Origin of the sequence: Sphingomonas sp. ABOLH (genome assembly GCF_003951715.1) — a bacterium.
Taxonomy (GTDB): Bacteria; Pseudomonadota; Alphaproteobacteria; order Sphingomonadales; family Sphingomonadaceae; genus Sphingomonas; species Sphingomonas hankookensis_A.
In genome coordinates this window covers 59,378-75,645 of the sequence record NZ_QQWV01000019.1, presented here as the reverse complement: position 1 = coordinate 75,645, position 16,268 = coordinate 59,378, and the positions used below count along the sequence as shown (strand labels likewise).

Here is a 16,268-nt window from a genome sequence, read left to right as displayed (position 1 = left end):
ATCGCCTATATCGCCGATGTCATCGCCAGGGTCGCCGGCGACTGGCCCGCCACCCGCTGGGACGAGCTGATGCCGTGGAACTGGGTGCCCCAGACAGATCAGCCAACAGCCCAAGCCGCATAAACTGCGGTCCTCACGCCACGCTTACGCCTGATCTACACGTGGCGCAAGCAGCTGCGCGAAGGCAAGCTGGCCGGGGCGATGCCGTCGCTGCCGGTATTTGCCGAGGTGCAGGTGGCGGAACTGACGCCGCCAGCGCCACAGCCGGCGCCATGTCCATCGGGGCTCATCCAGATCAAGTTGCCGGGCGGCGTGCGGGTGAGTGTCGACGCAGGCGTGGATGCAGATGCGCTTGCACGGGTTTTGTCGGTGCTGCGGTGAACCCTGTGCCACTACCGACGCGGGTGTTCCTTGCGTGCGGGGTGACCGACATGCGCAAGGGTTTCGATGGCCTGGCGGTGCTGGTGCAGCAGGTGCTGGCGCAGAACCCGCATTCGGGTGCGCTGTTCGCGTTCCGCGGCAAGCGGGGGCATCTGGTCAAGCTGCTGTGGTTCGATGGGCAGGGTCTGTGTCTGTTTTCCAAGCGCCTGGACCGTGGCCGCTTCGTCTGGCCGGTGACCGCGACGGGCACGGTGGTGCTGACGCCGGCGCAATTGTCGATGCTGCTGGAGGGCATCGACTGGCGGCGTCCCGAGCGAACCTTCACACCGACGCTGGCGGGGTAGGAACGGCGGTTTTGCGCCACTTTCCCTCGCTCACCGACCTGCAATCTGCTATGGAAACGGGGTGTCGGAAGCGCCCGTTTCTCCTGCTGATGCGACCGCGCGGATTGCCGCGCTGGAGGCCTCGCTTGCCCGGGCCAATGCCGCGCTGGCAGCCCGCGACCTGCTCATCGATACCCTGCGCGGACAGATCGCGCGGCTGCGGCGGATGCAGTTCGGCGCGTCGTCCGAAAAGCTGGGGCGCGACATCGAGCAGCTCGAACTCGCGCTGGAGGAACTCGAGACCGAGCGCGATGCGCCTGGGCCTGAGATGGTTGACCCTGGCGTGGCGGTTCGGCCGGTGCCCGTCCGCAGTCTGCCCGGACATCTGCCGCGCGAGGAGGTCGTCCATGAGCCGGCGTCGGGTGCCTGCACCTGCCCGGACTGTGGCGGTGCATTGCGCGCGCTCGGCTCGGACGCACACGAGATGCTCGACATCGTGCCGGTGCGCTGGCGGGTCGTGCGCAACGTCCGTCCCAAATACAGCTGCCGGGTGTGCGAGAAAATTAGTCCAGGCTCCCGCACCGGTCAGCGCCATTGCGCGCGGCAAGGCGACCTTCGCGACGCTGGCGCACATCGTCGTTTCGAAGTTCGGCCACCATCTGCCGCTCTACCGCCAGGCCGAGATGATGGCCGCGCAGGGTCTCGATATCGACCGCTCGACACTACCGAGCTGGACGGGACAGGCCGCCGCGCTCCTCGACCCCATCGTCAGCCGTATCCGCGACGAGGTGCTCAAGGCCGACAAGATCCATGCCGACGACACGCCGGTGCCGGTACTCGACCCCGGCAGGGGCAAGACCGCCACTGGGCGGCTATGGGTCTATGCCGCCGACGACCGGGCATCCGGCAGCACGGCACCGCGCGCAACATGGTATCGCTTCACGCCCGACCGCACCGCCGCGCATCCGCTGGCCCACCTCGCCGGGTTTCATGGTTTTCTCCAGGCCGATGCCTATGCCGGCTATGACGGACTCTACCGCAGCGGCGGCACCGAAGTTGGGTGCTGGGCACATTTTCGGCGCAAGGTCTTCGATCTCCACGAGCGGTCACCCACGCCGCTGACCACCGACATCCTCGAGCGGATCGGCACCCTTTACGCTGTCGAGGCCAAGGTCCGCGGCCAGCCGCCCGACGTGCGACACCGAACCCGGCAGGAGAAAAGCCGGCGGCTGGTCGATGAACTGCGCGCGGTGCTCGACGCGGCCCTGCGCCGTCTATCACCCAAGTCCGACATGGCCCGGGCCATCGCCTATGGCACCAAACGCTGGCCGGCGCTGTCGCGCTTCCTGGGGGATGGTCGCCTCGAGATCGACAACAACATCGCGAAGCGCGCACTGCGCGGTGTAGCGGTCGGACGCCGCAACTGGCTGTTCGCCGGCTCGCGCGCAGGTGGCGAGCGGGCCGCCGCAATCTACACCGTCCTCCAGACCTGCAAGGCGAACGGCGTCGACCCGCAGGCCTATATCGCCGACGTTATCGCCAGGGTCGCGGGCGATTGGCCAGCCAGCCGCTGGGATGAACTCATGCCCTGGAACTGGATGCAGCCGGCAGATCAGCCGATTGCGCAAGCAGCATAATCTGCGGCCTCCAAACTACGCTTACGAAGAGGTTCGATCAGGGAAGCATTTACCTCGGCAACTCGCTACAGATCTTCGGAGCGCTCAACGCGGCGTTAGAATACGGTCGCGCCATCGCGCTCATTCTGGCTGACTGACTGCCGGTGCTGACAGAGGACGTCGCAGAGCCGCTGCGCGGACTGCAGCTCCGATACGCGCAGACGTTTAAGGACAGGCCGGCTTCAAGCTCTTAGGACCATGCCACCTCGCCTCGCAAAAGGCTACTTCGTCGGAGACGACGGAGAATTATCACCCTTGTTACGGCGCTGATTGGCCTCGTTTTTGATCGCCTCATCGATCCAACACGCGCTTTCAACGATCGCCTCCAATGCGTCAAAAGCCGATTCCCGACGCTCCAGCGGTGGCGTTACTAACATATACGCGGCGGCAACGGCGGTTACTGCCGCATCCGGCTGACCCAGCCCGATGCGCCAGCGCCAGTCACCGTCCGCGATCACGTCTTGGTACTCACGCTCGAAGTCGCGTAGGCGATCCCGAACCTCGATTTGCTTCGGCTTCAGCTGCGCCGCGCCGACGAAGGTTTTCGTCTCGACATTAACACGCTCGCCATCCCGTGCGTACCAGTCCGTCAAGTCCCTATGATTGACACCGCCCCCCCGTACAACGGTCACCGCGGTCGTGCCGCTGCCTGGCATTCCCGATACCTTCTCCACGGCCGCGAACAGTAGGCCGTCTCCATAAGGAGTTACGATCGCACGCGGCGGAACTCCTTGCCCGCGCAGTCGCTGCCTCATACGCATCTGCAGCAAGGTGGGCCAGAGACGTGACAGGCCGAGAAGGACCTCGGTCAACGACGTCAGCGTTCCACCGCGCTTTACCATTTGCTCGAAGAGGTGCGGCGTCGTGCTTCCTGGAAGGAGTCCGCTGACGTAGTGCAGCGAGTCCGCCATCAGAACCACCGCGTGACTTTCGACACTTACAAAACTATGCCCGTGCATGTCGACGATCACGGGCTCGCTGACGATGAGCGCTACGTGCCGAGGAGTGATTGACGCGGATCGTCGAGCACGCTGAACCACGAGATCAGGCATCCGGTCACGCAAAATCGATTCGAGCCGTGCGATCTTGGCACGCAGATCTCGGGGATCGATGTCGCCGGCTATATAGAAACCCGCGGCATGGTCTAGAACCCGATCGAATGGATTCGGCGTCCCGGACCAAGAGGCGCGGACCCGATCAAGCCTGTCGGTGATTTGCCGTTTGGTTGTCAACTGCATCGCGGAATCTCGAAGCCCATGACGTCAGGCTAGACCGCCCTTCCTTTAGGAACTGTTTTCGCGAGACGCCGGCCGCGTTCTTCATTGGCGCACCGCAGGGGCGATCAGCAATGCCGCACGAGTTCGGGGAGCGTAAATTGAAGCGGCGCGAGCACTTGGCCTGTTATCCTAGCCTGCCGCCCGCCGAGATGGACGTCGAGCAGATCCAGGAGTTGTTCGGCGGCGGCCACCACCTCGGCCCGGCCGGATACGACGCGATGATGATAGGCGTTGTTACGGGCGTGGCGGACCCGCCGGAACAATCCTTCGAATGCCCCCCAAGTCGGGGCACCTAACGCCGTTTCCGCGTTCAAGCGTTGAATGAATTCGGCCCAGTGATATTCCAGCAGCTTGCTCAGGTGATACAGGCTGCAGATCTCCACCAATTCGTAGGTGGTCGAGAGATCGCTACACGATGAGACATTCTTCAATGCGTGACCGATGGTCCGCACCATCTCACCTGCCGCAGGGCGCCCTCCTAGGTGCGATATTCCGGTGACCTCGGCCCCTTGCGCCACGGCGTCGCGAACCCCGTGCCACCAGTTGTCCCCTTGGTAGATGCCGCGCAATGTCGCCGCGGCGAAGGTCCTCCACGCGCTCTCGAACACGAAGAAGACGGGGAAGAGCTGAGCCAGTTGCGCTACACCTCGCTCGTATTGCGCCATCACCGCTCCCCGCGCATCCCGCGTCGGCTTCTTCGCTGCTAGGGCGGCAGCCTCCGCTTGCTTGAGCGCACCAGACATCACGTCTAAGTTGCACGTCTCCAGATCACGTGAGAACGCGGCCAAATCGGTCGCCGTCATTGTCCGGCCGAAACGGAACCTGTAGAAGTTGAGCTGTTCGTCCGTGGTCATCATCGTGGCTGCATCGCCTCCTTGGGCTACATTGACAAGAGGCGATGGAAGGACCATCTTCCAGCCACTCCGTCGATGATGCCCTGATCACGGGCTGTGCCGAGACGATGAAATCTCTGGACATCGACGGGGTCACCTACGCATCAACAGACTTGTTCCGCAAGCAGTCGTAACCGACGGCGGGACCACCTCATCGAACTGAAAGATCAATTCAGCCGCGTTGAGATGCGCTGACGGCGAACGACACCTTCGCAGCCCCCGAGCCGTGCCGTGGCACTCGTCCCCGATGATGGCGTCCATTGAGTTCGGAGAGAGCTGATAGGATCGAGAGAGGTGGGAAAAGATGCGGAACACGGAAGAGAGCGCTCTGCTATTCGACCAGGCCGAGATCGAACGGTGGGTTCAGCATCGTCGAGCAGAACTCGCGATGAATGTGCACGGGACCTCCACGCTCGCACTGAAGGTGCTCGCCAGTGCACGGGCGACGCCTGCCCGCATGCTGATCCTGTCCGCGCGCGAAATCCGAAATCCGGACGAGCGCGCAGGCTTTCGGCGGCCCGTCACAATCGTAATCCGGGCTGATGATCATCCCCTCGGCCGCGTAGGAGCGTGGGACGAACAAGGCTTCCTGTGCTTGGAGGCGGAGCTCTCACCGCGCGTCACACTAGTCATCGATCGGAAGCGCGCCCGTCTCGAGTTCGATCGGTCCATTCCGGAGACAATCCTCTCGCAGACGGTCGGTCGTCCCGTCGGAGAGGTTATTCACCACCCGATGCTCACCTGTCCTGACGCGTTAATTCTGTCGGCGGATGCGGATCGGACGACCGGGCGTTGCCTCCTGTCCTGGGCCATTCGCAAGACGACTTATACGCTGAACGCCTCGGATCCCGTTTCCCGTGTATCGTCCCCGCCCCACGCACAGGACGCGGCCTCGAGAGGATGACGGCAACAGCACCGCCACGCCCATACGCCTGGAACCCCGACAGAACTACCCGCCATGCGTTCGTTCGCCAGCAGCTAGCGTAGCTGGAATTACGCGACCTGCGGCGGTTCTGGTCCAGTGCCTTCCTCCCGAAACCTTTCCCTGTTCCCGCGGCGCCACCAGTGCTTTCGTCCCTTCGGTGACGAGGGAGTGCCCCCCGGCGATCATCCGGCGCGTGATTGCCGCCTGACACGCAGCAAATTTTCAAACCGCACCGGGTCGTGCCTCGTCGGCGGATCCCGTAACGACCTCGCCGTAAGCACTCTGCACGAGCCTGCGGGGAAGCGCCGATCATGCCAGCGATCCGGCGTCAAATCCGTGATCGCCATCCTAGGGCGAGCCGAACCGGTCGTAGCCGGGGTCGTCATCGTCAATGCTGTGATCCGCAGCGCGCGGCTGCACTCCGTCATCAGCCGTTCCGCATCAACCCGAAGGCATCCACCGGACCTCGTCCGCCGCCTCCTGTGGGACGGATAGCGGCCGCCGGTCGGACCGGAACAGTCCGGTTCCACGATCTTCAAAATTATCGAGAGAAGGGAAAAATCATGGGAAGCCATGACCTAACCTTCGTTGCGCCGGAGCGGCGTGACGAAGTACAGCGACGGATCACCGTAATTGAGAGTTTTCTCACGCAGCCGGGTCCCGCAAGCGCGGAAGCCCATGCCAAACTGCTCGGCCTGAGGAAGTCGCAGTTCTACACCCTCGCCAAGGCTTGGAAGGAAAGCAGAAGGCCCGAAGCACTCGCCGGCGCTGGTTTTCCCAGAAGCAGGCGCATGTCGGTCAGCACCGAACAGGCGGCTTTCATGGACGATGTCATCGCCAAGTGTCCAACGGCCCCCACCCGTGAAATCGTTAACCTCATCATTAAGCAGGGCAGCCAGCGGGAACTGCCCCTCCGAGACGTCATCTCCCGGTACGTTTCGCACTCACGACCCCGAGCACTCCCCGCCAATCTCAGCGGTTCGGCCGGACTCATCATCGACTACACCGTACTCGACATCCCAGTCCGCTTCGACGTTGGTCAGCCTGTCCGACCGATCGCGACGATCGTGATCGACACCGCGCTCGAAGCCGCCGTCGGACTATCGCTCTCAAATTCCGTCGGACCCGCGCCCGCCGCGCGTGCATTGCTCGACGCGGTTCGGCGGGGGCGCCGCTCCGCCGTGTCCGCGACCTCATTCCAACATAGGATTGTGCGTCCCGAACTTCCCACCATTGGCTGGGACGGGTTCGATGACATCCTCCGCGTAGCGGGCTTCGACGTCGAGCCGCGATCCGTCGGAGCATACGAACACGGCCAACTCGCCGAGGCCCTCATGGGCAGGAAATTCGCGGGCATCGGACTGCGGCCTAGACTCGTCACCGCGACGGCCGACCGGCGCTTGTCCAAGGTAACGGACGCGCGAAAATGGCTGACGCCCGAGGATGCCTTCCGCATAGTCCGCGGTAGGTTGGTTGGCACCAGGGCAACCGTCGCGTTCTCGTTCATCACCGATGTCAGGCGACATATTCTGGAGCAGAGCCTCGCCGCTCAAGCGGACGGATATATCCCGCTCAGATAGTTTGATGTTGCGCGCAACGCCCGCGCCATCACCCCGTCACCCGCGCCAGCACAGTCCACCAGTCCGGCCTCGGCGAGCCCCTCCAGGATCGGTTGGTTGTGGCGTGTCACCTCCCGTTCCCATCGCGCCCGGGCCATCGAGAGGGTCATGAGATCGGCCTTCCTATTCTCGAGGTGCTTCGCCGCATCGATCGTCAACGTACGTCGCGGCGCGAGCGTCATCCTACCGACACGAGGCCCCACGGTCTGCACCAGGTTCTGTCCGAAGGCGTACGTGCCGTGGCCGACGTCGAGGTCGCGCACCTTTTCCGCGAGCTCGGCTTCACCGGTCGGATCTGGGCGGGATCCGGGTGCAAGCGTAACCACAAGGTCCGCCATCAAACCCGACACAGCTACATCTGCCTTACGCTGCTGCAGGAACTCGATGCTCGCATCGATTGCCGCAGCCTGCGCCCCGGCGGCATCGTCCAACGTGTCAAGCACGCTCCCCATGATTAACCCGCTGGCTTCCTCCAAGACGATAGCGACAACGGCCAAACTCGGATCTGGCAAGTCCAACACGATGGATACCGCTGTGAGATCAATGACAATGCGCTGGCCGTAGGCACGCTCAAGATAGACACGGTCACGGGCGAGTTCACGCCTCTCCTCCTGCACTAACCTCTCAATCCGCTGGAGCGCCGACAGTCTCGCATTGTAACCCGCGTCCTCGGCAAGTCCGCCGTGCGTTTCGAGCAGACGCTTCGCGATATCCACGTTGCGGGTTCCCCTGTCTCTGCTGCGGAGCAGATCCCTGGCGCTGGAGCGTAGAGGATCCTGCTCCTTGATCACCAGCCGCCGTCCCACACGGCGGTCATAGGGGATCACGCCGGACAGCTTGCGCTCCTTCCATCCATTGCGAAGATCGTAAAAAGCCGAACGCTTGAGACCTAATTTGTCCGCCAATGGCTTCCAAGGTTCGCCGTTGGCCGCCCGGAAGGCAGCGTCGAGCCGCTCGATCACCTGCGGCCTGTCCTCAGGCGGCACCGCTTCGTAGATCACTCGCTCGCTGGCGGGGATGCCATCCGGCCAAACCGCCCCAAACACCTGCTGCTCGCGCGACACTAAATACAGCCTCCAAGCTGAAAACAATTTTTCCGGTCATAAACGCTTGAAGAAGGTTTTTGCCCGCCTACATCGTCGCTTCCGGTCATATGCGCTTGACCGATACGGAGGAAGAGGCGATGAATCAAGCGGTCGATAGCATTCTGAACGGTGCGCCGTTCTCCACCGCGCAGAGCGTGGCTCGGGTCGTGAAGCGGCTTCGGCTCAAGGCAGCTGAGGAGGACGTGCTCCTCCTCCAGGTGGCATCGTCCTCGCGCCTCCCCGCCTATAAGGCCTGGACGACCGTCCCGGCTCTTACGTTCGCCTTGGAAACCGGCGGATGGTCCGTGTGCGGTTCCAAGCCCCACACTGACACCTCCGCACCGGATGTCGTCCAGTGAGTGCCAGCAAGCAGTCCGAAACTGGTTCGGCAATCCAGCAGTCTGGCGTCCTGCCGCTTACGTCCGACCGTGCTGCACGGGTCTCGGCGTGGCGGAGATCCAGGATCATCCTGCTGATGCCCTCGCGCTTGCGCAAGCGGCGCCATGTCCCTGTCGCGTAGAGAGGTGTTCAAGCATGAAGCGCAATGAAGAAGGCTCGAAGCGGTCGCAGCAGACGTCCATGGTTAGGCCTGCCGCTCGCCGTCAACCGCGCCATGCGGATCCCCGCATCCCCAGCTACCGCGATCCTGCCGATCCGGGCTCGCGTTCCCGTATCCACCGCCCGTCGGTGCGCTGGCATGGGCTCGACGAGGCAAGTCGCATGGCGCAGATCATCGTGCTGGAGCACGGCGGCCACGCGCGTCCGGTTATCAACCGCGGCCAGCAGCACCTCCGCTCCCGCATGGTGTCGCGGAAGACCGGTCTTCAGCAGATCGTGGAGGGCCGCGGGCACCGTGATCTAACCATGTGGAACGAGGTGAACCCGCAGTGCCTCGATTACCAGGCCCACCCGTTCCTCATCCGCGGGCAGGCCGGCGGCGTGCCCTTCGACTACTCCCCCGACCACATCCGCCTCATGCGTAACGGCCGGATCGAGCTCATCGAGGTGAAGCGGACGCCCGCCGACCTCGCCCCCCCGGCCTACCGCCACAAGATCGGAGCTGTTGCTGAGATCGCGCGGCGCGGAGGTTGGGACTTCCGCATCCTCTACCACGCCGCCATCACCGGACCGCGCTGGCGAATGCGGAATGTGGAGGCGATCTACGCGCGCCGCTTCCTGCTGCTCGACCGCGAGGAGCAGGACGTCATCAACGCCTTCGTCATGAACGGCGATCCGATGCCGTGGTCGATGCTCCGCGACATCCTCGCTCCCGACGACCCCCGCCGCGGCAACGCAGTCATCGAAAACGCAGTCGCTCTCGGCCGGATCGATGTCGACCTCGACAACCGCATCACGTGCGACACCGTGATCACCCCGCTCGCGCCCATGCCGCACAACAATCAGATCAGGCTCTGACGATGGCCTTCCTCGTCACCTGCTTGGACGCGCCACGCCCGCCGACAGTGCGTCGGTGGCCAAGGCCCCCGCGACACGACTGACCACCAACGAACAGCCCTCGGGGTTCCCGGTCGTGGACGCGTGTCCGCGAGCGCGGACTCCTGCGTCCAGGAGATACGACATGAAGGAACTGCCCTTGAAGCTCGAACCGGGCGACATCGTCGCCATCGACCACGTCGACCACGTGTTCGAGCGCATCGACCCCGACGGCCTCGTCACCTTCCGCATCATGGGCGGCAATGTGCACTTCGAGGTGCCCGACGAGGAGACCGGTATCGGTCGCAAGCCGAACGCCAACGAGATCGCCCGCATGATGGCCGCCGGCACGATGGTCAAGCGGGCCCGCGATCTCGAGGAGGGACCCCGCCAGGCGGCGCGCAAGCGCGAACTCAGCGCCGCGGCAGCCCGCGCGGAGGATCCCGCGTCCGAGTTCCGCACCACCTTCAACCGCGCCTACGACAAGAAGCCCTGCGGCCTCTCGGATCGCGCGCTCCGCGGATTCAATGAGCAGTTGCTCACCGACCCGACGATCGCCGCGATGCCGGGCGCCCGCATCTACGCCGGCTCCACCCTGCGGTCGTGGATCCACAAGCGGGGCTTCCAAGGTGATCGTCGCGCGCGCGACGGCGTCGCCATGACGGGCAAGCGGCGCGGCCGTCGCGTTAGGCACCCGATCGAGATCCTGTCCCACTACCTCGCGATCAGCGTCGGACGGAAGTCGACGGCCAATCCGATCGCGAAGGCCAAGGCGTACAAGCCCTGGACCAGCTACAGGGCAGAGGTTGGGCGGATCAACCGCGGGGAGCCCACCGGCCGCGAGGGGGCAGAATATCCCCAGCCGCCGGTCCCTTACAAAGCCGTGAGTTACACGACCTTCTGGCGGATGGGCCGCGACCTGCAATCCTCGGCCGCGCTCAAGGCTGAGCACGGCCGCCAAGCCGTCTACCAGCGCTACGGCGGCGGTGGCGTCACTGACCGCCACACCCGCATCGGTGCCTTCGGCCAGATGGACGACACCAAGGTCCCGGCGATCTTCCTCGTCGACGACGAACTAGGCATACCGCTCGGTCAGGCGACCTTCACCGCGATGATGGAGAGCGTCAGCAAGTGCATCATCGGGTGGGATCTCTGCTGGGACGAGCCGTCCAGCGCCACCGCGCTCGAGACCTACGCGCACGCCAACACGCCCAAGGCCATCCCGAGGGACATCGACGACATCCATCCCGAGCTGAAGTGGATCTGCTGCAGGCTCGCAGCGGTGCTGCTCGACAACCTCTCCGGACACCACTCGCGCCACTTCGAGGACGCGATGATGGACGCGGGCACCGACGTCCACTTCTCCGGCGCGCATATGCCCCGTGACAAGGCGGAGATGGAGCGCGCCATCGGCACCATCCTCGGGATGGCGTTCAAGGACCTGCCCTCCGCGACCTACGACATCCCGCGCGCGCGGGAGTTCGGGTTCGATCACACCACGATGGTGATGGTGCCGATCCGCAAGGCTCGCGAGCTGCTGCTCCGCGCCATCTGCGTCTACCACCTCAAGCCGCACAAAGGGCTCGACGGACGCTCGCCCGCGCTGGTGTTCAAGCAGCAGACCGCCCGCTACGGCATCGCCGTCATCGACGACCTCGACGAGTTCCGCAGGTCGATCGGCGACGTCGAGTTCGACGGGAAGCTGCGGCCCAGCGGGGTCGTGATCAAGGGTCTCCGCTACTCTGACGCCAAGCTGACGCGGCAGCTCATCGACGACATCGTGTCGCTGCAGCCCGCCTCGGAGGCCAAGAACGAGGTCTCCACGCTGCCGGTGAAGGTCAAGTACTCGCGCCGCGACATGGGCCGGGTCCACGTCTGGAACGAGCGGACCAAGCGCTACGTCACTCTGCCCGCCGTGCGACAGGACTACGCCGACGGCCTCCCGCTCTGGGCGCACAAGCGCATCGCCGACATCGCGAAGCTCGACATGCGAGACTACAATGATGAGACGGAGGATACCGATGGCGACCGCCTGATCGAGATCCGCGCCAACCTGTTCGACGCGATCCGGGACATCACGCCCGAGGCGGCTGAGCACGACCGCGCCACGCTCGCCAAGCTCAAGGACTCGCCGCTCTTCAAGCGCATCATGGGTGACATCGCCGAGGTCATCGACGAGGACGTTGCCGCCCTCGTCGCGCCGCAGCCCGCCGACGCCCCCGACACGCAGCTCAAGAGTGGCCTCGCCGCGCCGTTCCGCGCCGACGCCACCACGAAGACCCCGCGCGTCAACGAGAGCGGTGGCCCCGCTGCCGCCGCCGAGCGCGCGGCGGGTGTCGCCAAGCCGCGGCGCGCCAAGGCCAAGCAGCCGAAGGATCGCGATCCCCGTGATGCGGGATCGCTTAACAGGTCGGCACCCGTCGACAATCGCGCCGGCGTCACGCCGGCTTCGACCAACCGCCCGAAGTGGGGAGTGACGTATGACGGACAATAACAGCGCCAAGAAGTCGGAGGCGCTGCGCGCCTCCGACGCCGAGCAGACCCTCGCAGCGCCCCGCCACGGCGCTCGGCGCGACACGTCGGCTCGCGACCGCCGCGATGCCGGCGCGCCGCGGCCGGGATCGCTCGCACACCGCTCCCAGCGTGTCGGAAAGGCCATCGCTGGCATCAGGAGCCTGCGACTGCCCGAGCCGCGCCAGCTCGAGATCCACGCGGAGTTCGACGAGATCCGGCTCACCGGACTCGAGATGAAGGGTCTGCCCATGCTGGGTATGACGCTCTTCGAGGTCACGGGCGCCGGCAAGACGACCACGGCGGAGGAATACGCCAAGCGCATCAACGCCGACGACGAGGACGGGCAGGTTTCCGTCCTCCACATCCGTCTCGACAACTCCGGCACCGCGCGCAGCCTCTACGTGGAGGCGCTTGCGAAGCTGGGAGACGGCTTCGCGCTCAACGGGACCGAGCACAGCCTGCGCCGCCGCACGCTCGACGCCCTCGCCGACGCCGGCACGGAGCTCGTCATCATCGACGAGAGCCACCACGGCGGCAAGCGGTCGGGCTTCGGCGGCGAGATCACCTCGTCCGTCAAGCTGCTGCTCGACGGCGGCGTTGTGCCGGTCGCGCTGCTCGGCACCGAGGAGGCGGTGCCGATCTTCGCCAGGGACCTCGAGCTGAGTGGCCGCCTCACGGCGCCGTGCAGCCTCAACGGCCTGCGCTGGCATGACGACTACGAGAGGGAGGTTTGGGGCGGGCTTCTCGCCAACCTCGACATGCGCCTCGTCGCCGACGGTATCCTGGCCAAGAGGATCGGCCTGGACGATCCGGACTTGGATCGCCCGCTCATCGAGGCCACGAACGGCGTGATCGGGCAGCTGATGGGGACCGTCCGCACGGCCGTCCGCACCGCCATCCGCGACGGCCGTGACCACGTCACCCGCGACGACCTCGTCACCGCGATCGACCTGTGGAACGTCGGCCACAGGTTCATCAAGCACAATCCCCTGCGGCACGGCTGATGGCACGTCAGGCCCGCCGCGCAGCCAACCTCGTCCCCGGAGCATCGCTCCGGGGACTCGTCTTCGACGGCTGCTACGACAACCGCATTCCGCACACCTTCGGCATGCTCCGCCACTTCGGCATGCCGAACCGCAACCGCGTGCTCGTCTCCGAGAGCCCGCATCTGAACACCGCTGGCCTGGCTACCGCGCTTCGCATCGAAGAGAGCGAGGTGCTCTTGCGTCGCTATCCCGCAGTCGGTCGGGGCCACCGCGACTTCTACGGCCTCCACGTCATGAAGGGCCGCATCGAGGATCGAGTGCGCCGCTTCTCGCCCCAGGCGATCGCAGACGGCGTCCTCCACCACCCCGCCACCCACGAGCTGCGGGACCTGCCGTTCTCGACCGTCGGGTGGGACATCCTTCAGGAAACCTGCCCCTGCGAGCCGAAGGGCGTCCGCCAGAACTGGGTCACGACGAACGGCGCGGACCATTGCCACGCATGCGGCGGCAGTCTCGGCAAGATCGCCGCCGTCAAGGTCGCCGGTGATCTGAAACCCGCTCTCACGCTCCTCGCCGGCCTCGTTGATCCCGATCCGGCCAAACAGCGCTCAGCCATCGACATGCTGCCCGCCGCGATCAGGCAGGCCGACCGCACGCTCATCTACGACGTCATCATGAATCTGGCGAAGTCGACCAGCTCGGATGCGACGAACCTCGATCCCGTCTCGCGCACCGGGGCGCTCGCGCGAGCCTGCGAGGCGATTCTCGCATGGCCGACCGGGTTCGAGCGGATGGAGCGATCGCCCGATTGCCCCACCAACGTCTGGGATTGGACCCGTCGCACCTACGCCATCCTCGATGGCGCCGGTCAGTCGCCTGCGCTGGTCGTCCCGACGGGCACGGTTCCCTCGACGAACCAGGTGGCACCGTCCAACTATGTCGCGTCCGGGTCAAAGGGGCGGATCAGCACCCCGTTCATCAGCGCCATGGCGGCCGCGCGGCTCGGGGGCGTGGACGAGCAGGCGCTGAAGCGAGCTTGGGATGACGGCAGGTTCACTAGGCACGAGTGGGTGCTCGGTTCCCTGCGCGTGCGCGCGTTCGATCCGGCGGAGGTCGTGATCATCGCGCCGAAGCTGAGGGTGGCCGGCTCGCGCACCCTTGCAGCGAATCAACTCGGTATCCCCGTGTATGGCATCGAGCAGTTGCTCGAGGCTCGTCTGTTCGCCCCCGCCGCTCCGGGGGCAGGCATGAAGCAGGCTCGGGCACACCTGGACGAGGCCATCGCGCTCACCGCTCGCATCGAGAACGCGGTCGCCGCGTCGGTCGACGAGCCGATCTCCTTCGCCGACGCAATCCGCCATGTCTCGGGCCGCCCGAAGCCCTGGGCCGCCGCCATCGCGAACATCCTGGATGGATCATTGCCGTTCATCATCCGCAACGACGAGAAGGCGAGCGGCATCGTCAGTCGCATCCTCGTTGCGCGACGTGACGTGGCGATGATCACTGAGCTGCGCCACGATCTACCTCCCGAAGTTGAGATCGAGCGAGCTGATCGTTGGGTTTCGGGAGACGCGCTCGAGTGCCTGAACGGAAACAAGAGCGCCGTCGGTCTGCTTGAAGGAATCGAGTACATCGGGAGCGAGAGGAGGCGGCTGCTGCCCGTCCACCTCGTCCTCGCAAGGGCAGCAGCTGGTGTGACGACATTCGATCTCACCCGCAGGACCGGCATCGGGACGCCGCGCATCGTCGCCAGGCTCCGGGAGAACCACGTGGAGCAGCTCGCGCCGGGACTGTGGGAACGCGCGCGCGCCGAGGAGCTCACGCTTCGTCCGGATAGCTGGTGAGCGGTTCGCTGCAGCGATAGCGGCCGGTTGCCGCGAATAGGATGTTAGGATTTTGGTAGAGGAGAATCAGCCATGACCCCGCCCATGGACTTCAAGGATCTTCCGACATTCGTTCCGAGGAAGCAGAAGCTGCTCGCAGCCATCCTGCTCCTCATCGAAGAGGCCTCCAGCCTTGGGCTGAAACTCACCACGGGTGAGATCGTGAAATCGCTGTTCCTGGCCGACGACCGGCACCTCGCCGATTTCGGCCGGCCGATCACCTTCGACAACTACGTCGCCATGAAGAACGGACCGGTGGGCGACACCGCCGTCGACATGCTGAACGACAGGCCGAACATCCGCTGGAGCGAGTTCGGGGTGGAGCGAGCCCCATGGTTGCAGGAGCAGGACGGCGATCGCTCCTACTATCGCGCCGCCGGTATCACTGCCGATCGGCGTAAGCTGTCCCCTAGCGACATCGACGCCCTGCGCGTCGCCCTCGATCACGTCACCACGGTCGGGTTCGGAAAGGTTTCGATCGAGACCCACGCTCATCCCGCATGGGCTTCGGCTTGGTTGGGCAAGGCCGAGGGCGATCGCGCAGCGGCGATGGACTGGCGTGACTTCCCGATGATCGACGCGGCCGCCGCGGCCGACCTCGCAATGGCATCGGCAAACGTCGGGTGAGCTACGCGTATGGCAGGAAGGCGTTCGCGCCGGAGGGGATCGTGGCGACGCCTGGCGACGTGTTTCGGTGGTATCGGTCGCCCCCGATCGGCAAGAACAAGTATCATCTCTGCCTGTCGTTCGATTACGACTTCTCGTTTTTGAATACGCCGTCCGATCGCGCTCACCGGCTCGATTCGAAGATCGCCGCCTCGGAAATGCGGTTCCTGAAGGCCACGCCGACGAACTTCAGTTCCGTAAGTTGCACGAACCTGCAGCACATTGAACAGGTGGATCGCTTCCGGTCCTTCAAGCCTGTCCTCGTTGGCACTTTGGCGTCGAACGTGCTGTTCGACCTCCTAAACTACATCGCGAACCTCGGCACGACGACGGGCGAGGAGGCGGATCGACTTTTTGACACCATTAAAACAATGACCCCGAGCCTCCATTTCCAGAGGCACGTCGGGCGGCGCGCAGTTCCTGGGCGGTGAATCCGGTTGTCCGTTGTCGCCGTCACCGCGAAGCGCGCGTGATAGTGAGCGATTAGGATGGAAGAAACCGGCTATATGAGCGGTTGGCTTGCAAGCGAGGTCACCGCTCAGTTTGAAAAATTCGTGCGTTTTCAGACCGGCTCTGAGCGACGGTTTCTGGAAGCCGACACGACCT

At 64.9% G+C, this 16,268-nt stretch carries 14 protein-coding genes and 1 pseudogene; 12 read left to right on the top strand and 3 right to left on the bottom strand.

Annotation, left to right across the window (positions count from 1 at the left end; genetic code table 11):
• The first annotated feature begins 201 nt into the window (after nucleotides 1-201).
• The 3 genes and pseudogenes from CA237_RS19665 to CA237_RS10815 all read left to right on the top strand — a co-directional run bounded on the left by CA237_RS19665 (nucleotide 202) and on the right by CA237_RS10815 (nucleotide 2,341).
• Nucleotides 202-381, top strand: a complete 180-nt coding sequence (locus CA237_RS19665; RefSeq protein WP_164523864.1) for a hypothetical protein — start codon at nucleotides 202-204, stop codon at nucleotides 379-381.
• On the top strand, nucleotides 378-725 hold the full coding sequence (gene tnpB, locus CA237_RS10820; RefSeq protein WP_126014068.1) for an IS66 family insertion sequence element accessory protein TnpB: 348 nt from the start codon (nucleotides 378-380) through the stop codon (nucleotides 723-725). Before CA237_RS19665 ends, tnpB begins: the two co-directional genes overlap by 4 nt.
• A gap of 43 nt (nucleotides 726-768) precedes the next feature.
• Nucleotides 769-2,341 (top strand): annotated as a pseudogene (locus tag CA237_RS10815) (IS66 family transposase).
• A gap of 260 nt (nucleotides 2,342-2,601) precedes the next feature.
• Here CA237_RS10815 and CA237_RS10810 read toward each other — a convergent pair.
• Together CA237_RS10810 and CA237_RS10805 are read right to left on the bottom strand one after the other, a co-directional pair.
• Nucleotides 2,602-3,618 (bottom strand): hypothetical protein, encoded by a 1,017-nt coding sequence (locus tag CA237_RS10810; RefSeq protein ID WP_126014066.1) that lies wholly within the window; start codon nucleotides 3,616-3,618, stop codon nucleotides 2,602-2,604.
• Nucleotides 3,619-3,722: 104 nt separating this feature from the next.
• On the bottom strand, nucleotides 3,723-4,514 hold the full coding sequence (locus CA237_RS10805; protein ID WP_126014064.1) for a hypothetical protein: 792 nt from the start codon (nucleotides 4,512-4,514) through the stop codon (nucleotides 3,723-3,725).
• Between the two features lie 340 nt (nucleotides 4,515-4,854).
• On the opposite strand from CA237_RS10805, the gene CA237_RS10800 reads away from it, so the two are divergent.
• Nucleotides 4,855-5,454, top strand: coding sequence for a hypothetical protein (locus CA237_RS10800; RefSeq protein WP_126014062.1), 600 nt, complete (start codon nucleotides 4,855-4,857; stop codon nucleotides 5,452-5,454).
• A 584-nt stretch (nucleotides 5,455-6,038) separates the two neighbouring features.
• Nucleotides 6,039-7,055, top strand: a complete 1,017-nt coding sequence (locus CA237_RS10795; RefSeq protein ID WP_126014060.1) for a hypothetical protein — start codon at nucleotides 6,039-6,041, stop codon at nucleotides 7,053-7,055.
• Here the strand turns inward: CA237_RS10795 and CA237_RS10790 are convergent.
• The gene (locus CA237_RS10790) at nucleotides 7,025-8,158 is read right to left on the bottom strand and encodes a hypothetical protein (RefSeq protein ID WP_126014058.1); all 1,134 of its coding nucleotides are present in this window, start codon (nucleotides 8,156-8,158) and stop codon (nucleotides 7,025-7,027) included. The genes CA237_RS10795 and CA237_RS10790 overlap by 31 nt on opposite strands.
• Nucleotides 8,159-8,217: 59 nt before the next feature.
• Between CA237_RS10790 and CA237_RS10785 the strand changes: the two genes are divergently transcribed.
• The 7 genes from CA237_RS10785 to CA237_RS10755 all read left to right on the top strand — a co-directional run bounded on the left by CA237_RS10785 (nucleotide 8,218) and on the right by CA237_RS10755 (nucleotide 16,093).
• On the top strand, nucleotides 8,218-8,538 hold the full coding sequence (locus tag CA237_RS10785; protein WP_126014056.1) for a hypothetical protein: 321 nt from the start codon (nucleotides 8,218-8,220) through the stop codon (nucleotides 8,536-8,538).
• Between the two features lie 175 nt (nucleotides 8,539-8,713).
• Nucleotides 8,714-9,595: a hypothetical protein gene (locus tag CA237_RS10780; protein ID WP_126014054.1), complete on the top strand. Its 882-nt coding sequence runs from the start codon at nucleotides 8,714-8,716 to the stop codon at nucleotides 9,593-9,595.
• A 163-nt stretch (nucleotides 9,596-9,758) separates the two neighbouring features.
• Complete coding sequence (locus CA237_RS10775; RefSeq protein ID WP_126014052.1) at nucleotides 9,759-12,107, top strand: hypothetical protein; 2,349 nt, start codon at nucleotides 9,759-9,761, stop codon at nucleotides 12,105-12,107.
• Complete coding sequence (locus tag CA237_RS10770) at nucleotides 12,094-13,131, top strand: TniB family NTP-binding protein (RefSeq protein ID WP_126014050.1); 1,038 nt, start codon at nucleotides 12,094-12,096, stop codon at nucleotides 13,129-13,131. Before CA237_RS10775 ends, CA237_RS10770 begins: the two co-directional genes overlap by 14 nt.
• Entirely contained in the window at nucleotides 13,131-14,957 is a 1,827-nt protein-coding gene (locus CA237_RS10765) for a hypothetical protein (protein ID WP_126014048.1), read from the top strand. The genes CA237_RS10770 and CA237_RS10765 overlap by 1 nt, the downstream gene beginning before the upstream one ends.
• 72 nt (nucleotides 14,958-15,029) lie before the next feature.
• Nucleotides 15,030-15,623, top strand: coding sequence for a Panacea domain-containing protein (locus tag CA237_RS10760; RefSeq protein ID WP_126014046.1), 594 nt, complete (start codon nucleotides 15,030-15,032; stop codon nucleotides 15,621-15,623).
• Nucleotides 15,620-16,093: a hypothetical protein gene (locus CA237_RS10755; protein WP_126014044.1), complete on the top strand. Its 474-nt coding sequence runs from the start codon at nucleotides 15,620-15,622 to the stop codon at nucleotides 16,091-16,093. Before CA237_RS10760 ends, CA237_RS10755 begins: the two co-directional genes overlap by 4 nt.
• The last annotated feature ends 175 nt before the right edge of the window (nucleotides 16,094-16,268 follow it).

What these genes read in the sequence shown, in the direction of transcription:
- CA237_RS10805 (WP_126014064.1), bottom strand. Translation starts at nt 4,514, where the DNA reads ATGATGACCACGGACGAACAGCTCAACTTCTACAGGTTCCGTTTCGGC.
- CA237_RS10795 (WP_126014060.1), top strand. Translation starts at nt 6,039, where the DNA reads ATGGGAAGCCATGACCTAACCTTCGTTGCGCCGGAGCGGCGTGACGAA.
- CA237_RS10780 (WP_126014054.1), top strand. Translation starts at nt 8,714, where the DNA reads ATGAAGCGCAATGAAGAAGGCTCGAAGCGGTCGCAGCAGACGTCCATG.
- CA237_RS10800 (WP_126014062.1), top strand. Translation starts at nt 4,855, where the DNA reads ATGCGGAACACGGAAGAGAGCGCTCTGCTATTCGACCAGGCCGAGATC.
- CA237_RS10810 (WP_126014066.1), bottom strand. Translation starts at nt 3,618, where the DNA reads ATGCAGTTGACAACCAAACGGCAAATCACCGACAGGCTTGATCGGGTC.
- CA237_RS10775 (WP_126014052.1), top strand. Translation starts at nt 9,759, where the DNA reads ATGAAGGAACTGCCCTTGAAGCTCGAACCGGGCGACATCGTCGCCATC.
- CA237_RS10765 (WP_126014048.1), top strand. Translation starts at nt 13,131, where the DNA reads ATGGCACGTCAGGCCCGCCGCGCAGCCAACCTCGTCCCCGGAGCATCG.
- CA237_RS10760 (WP_126014046.1), top strand. Translation starts at nt 15,030, where the DNA reads ATGACCCCGCCCATGGACTTCAAGGATCTTCCGACATTCGTTCCGAGG.
- CA237_RS10770 (WP_126014050.1), top strand. Translation starts at nt 12,094, where the DNA reads ATGACGGACAATAACAGCGCCAAGAAGTCGGAGGCGCTGCGCGCCTCC.
- CA237_RS19665 (WP_164523864.1), top strand. Translation starts at nt 202, where the DNA reads ATGCCGTCGCTGCCGGTATTTGCCGAGGTGCAGGTGGCGGAACTGACG.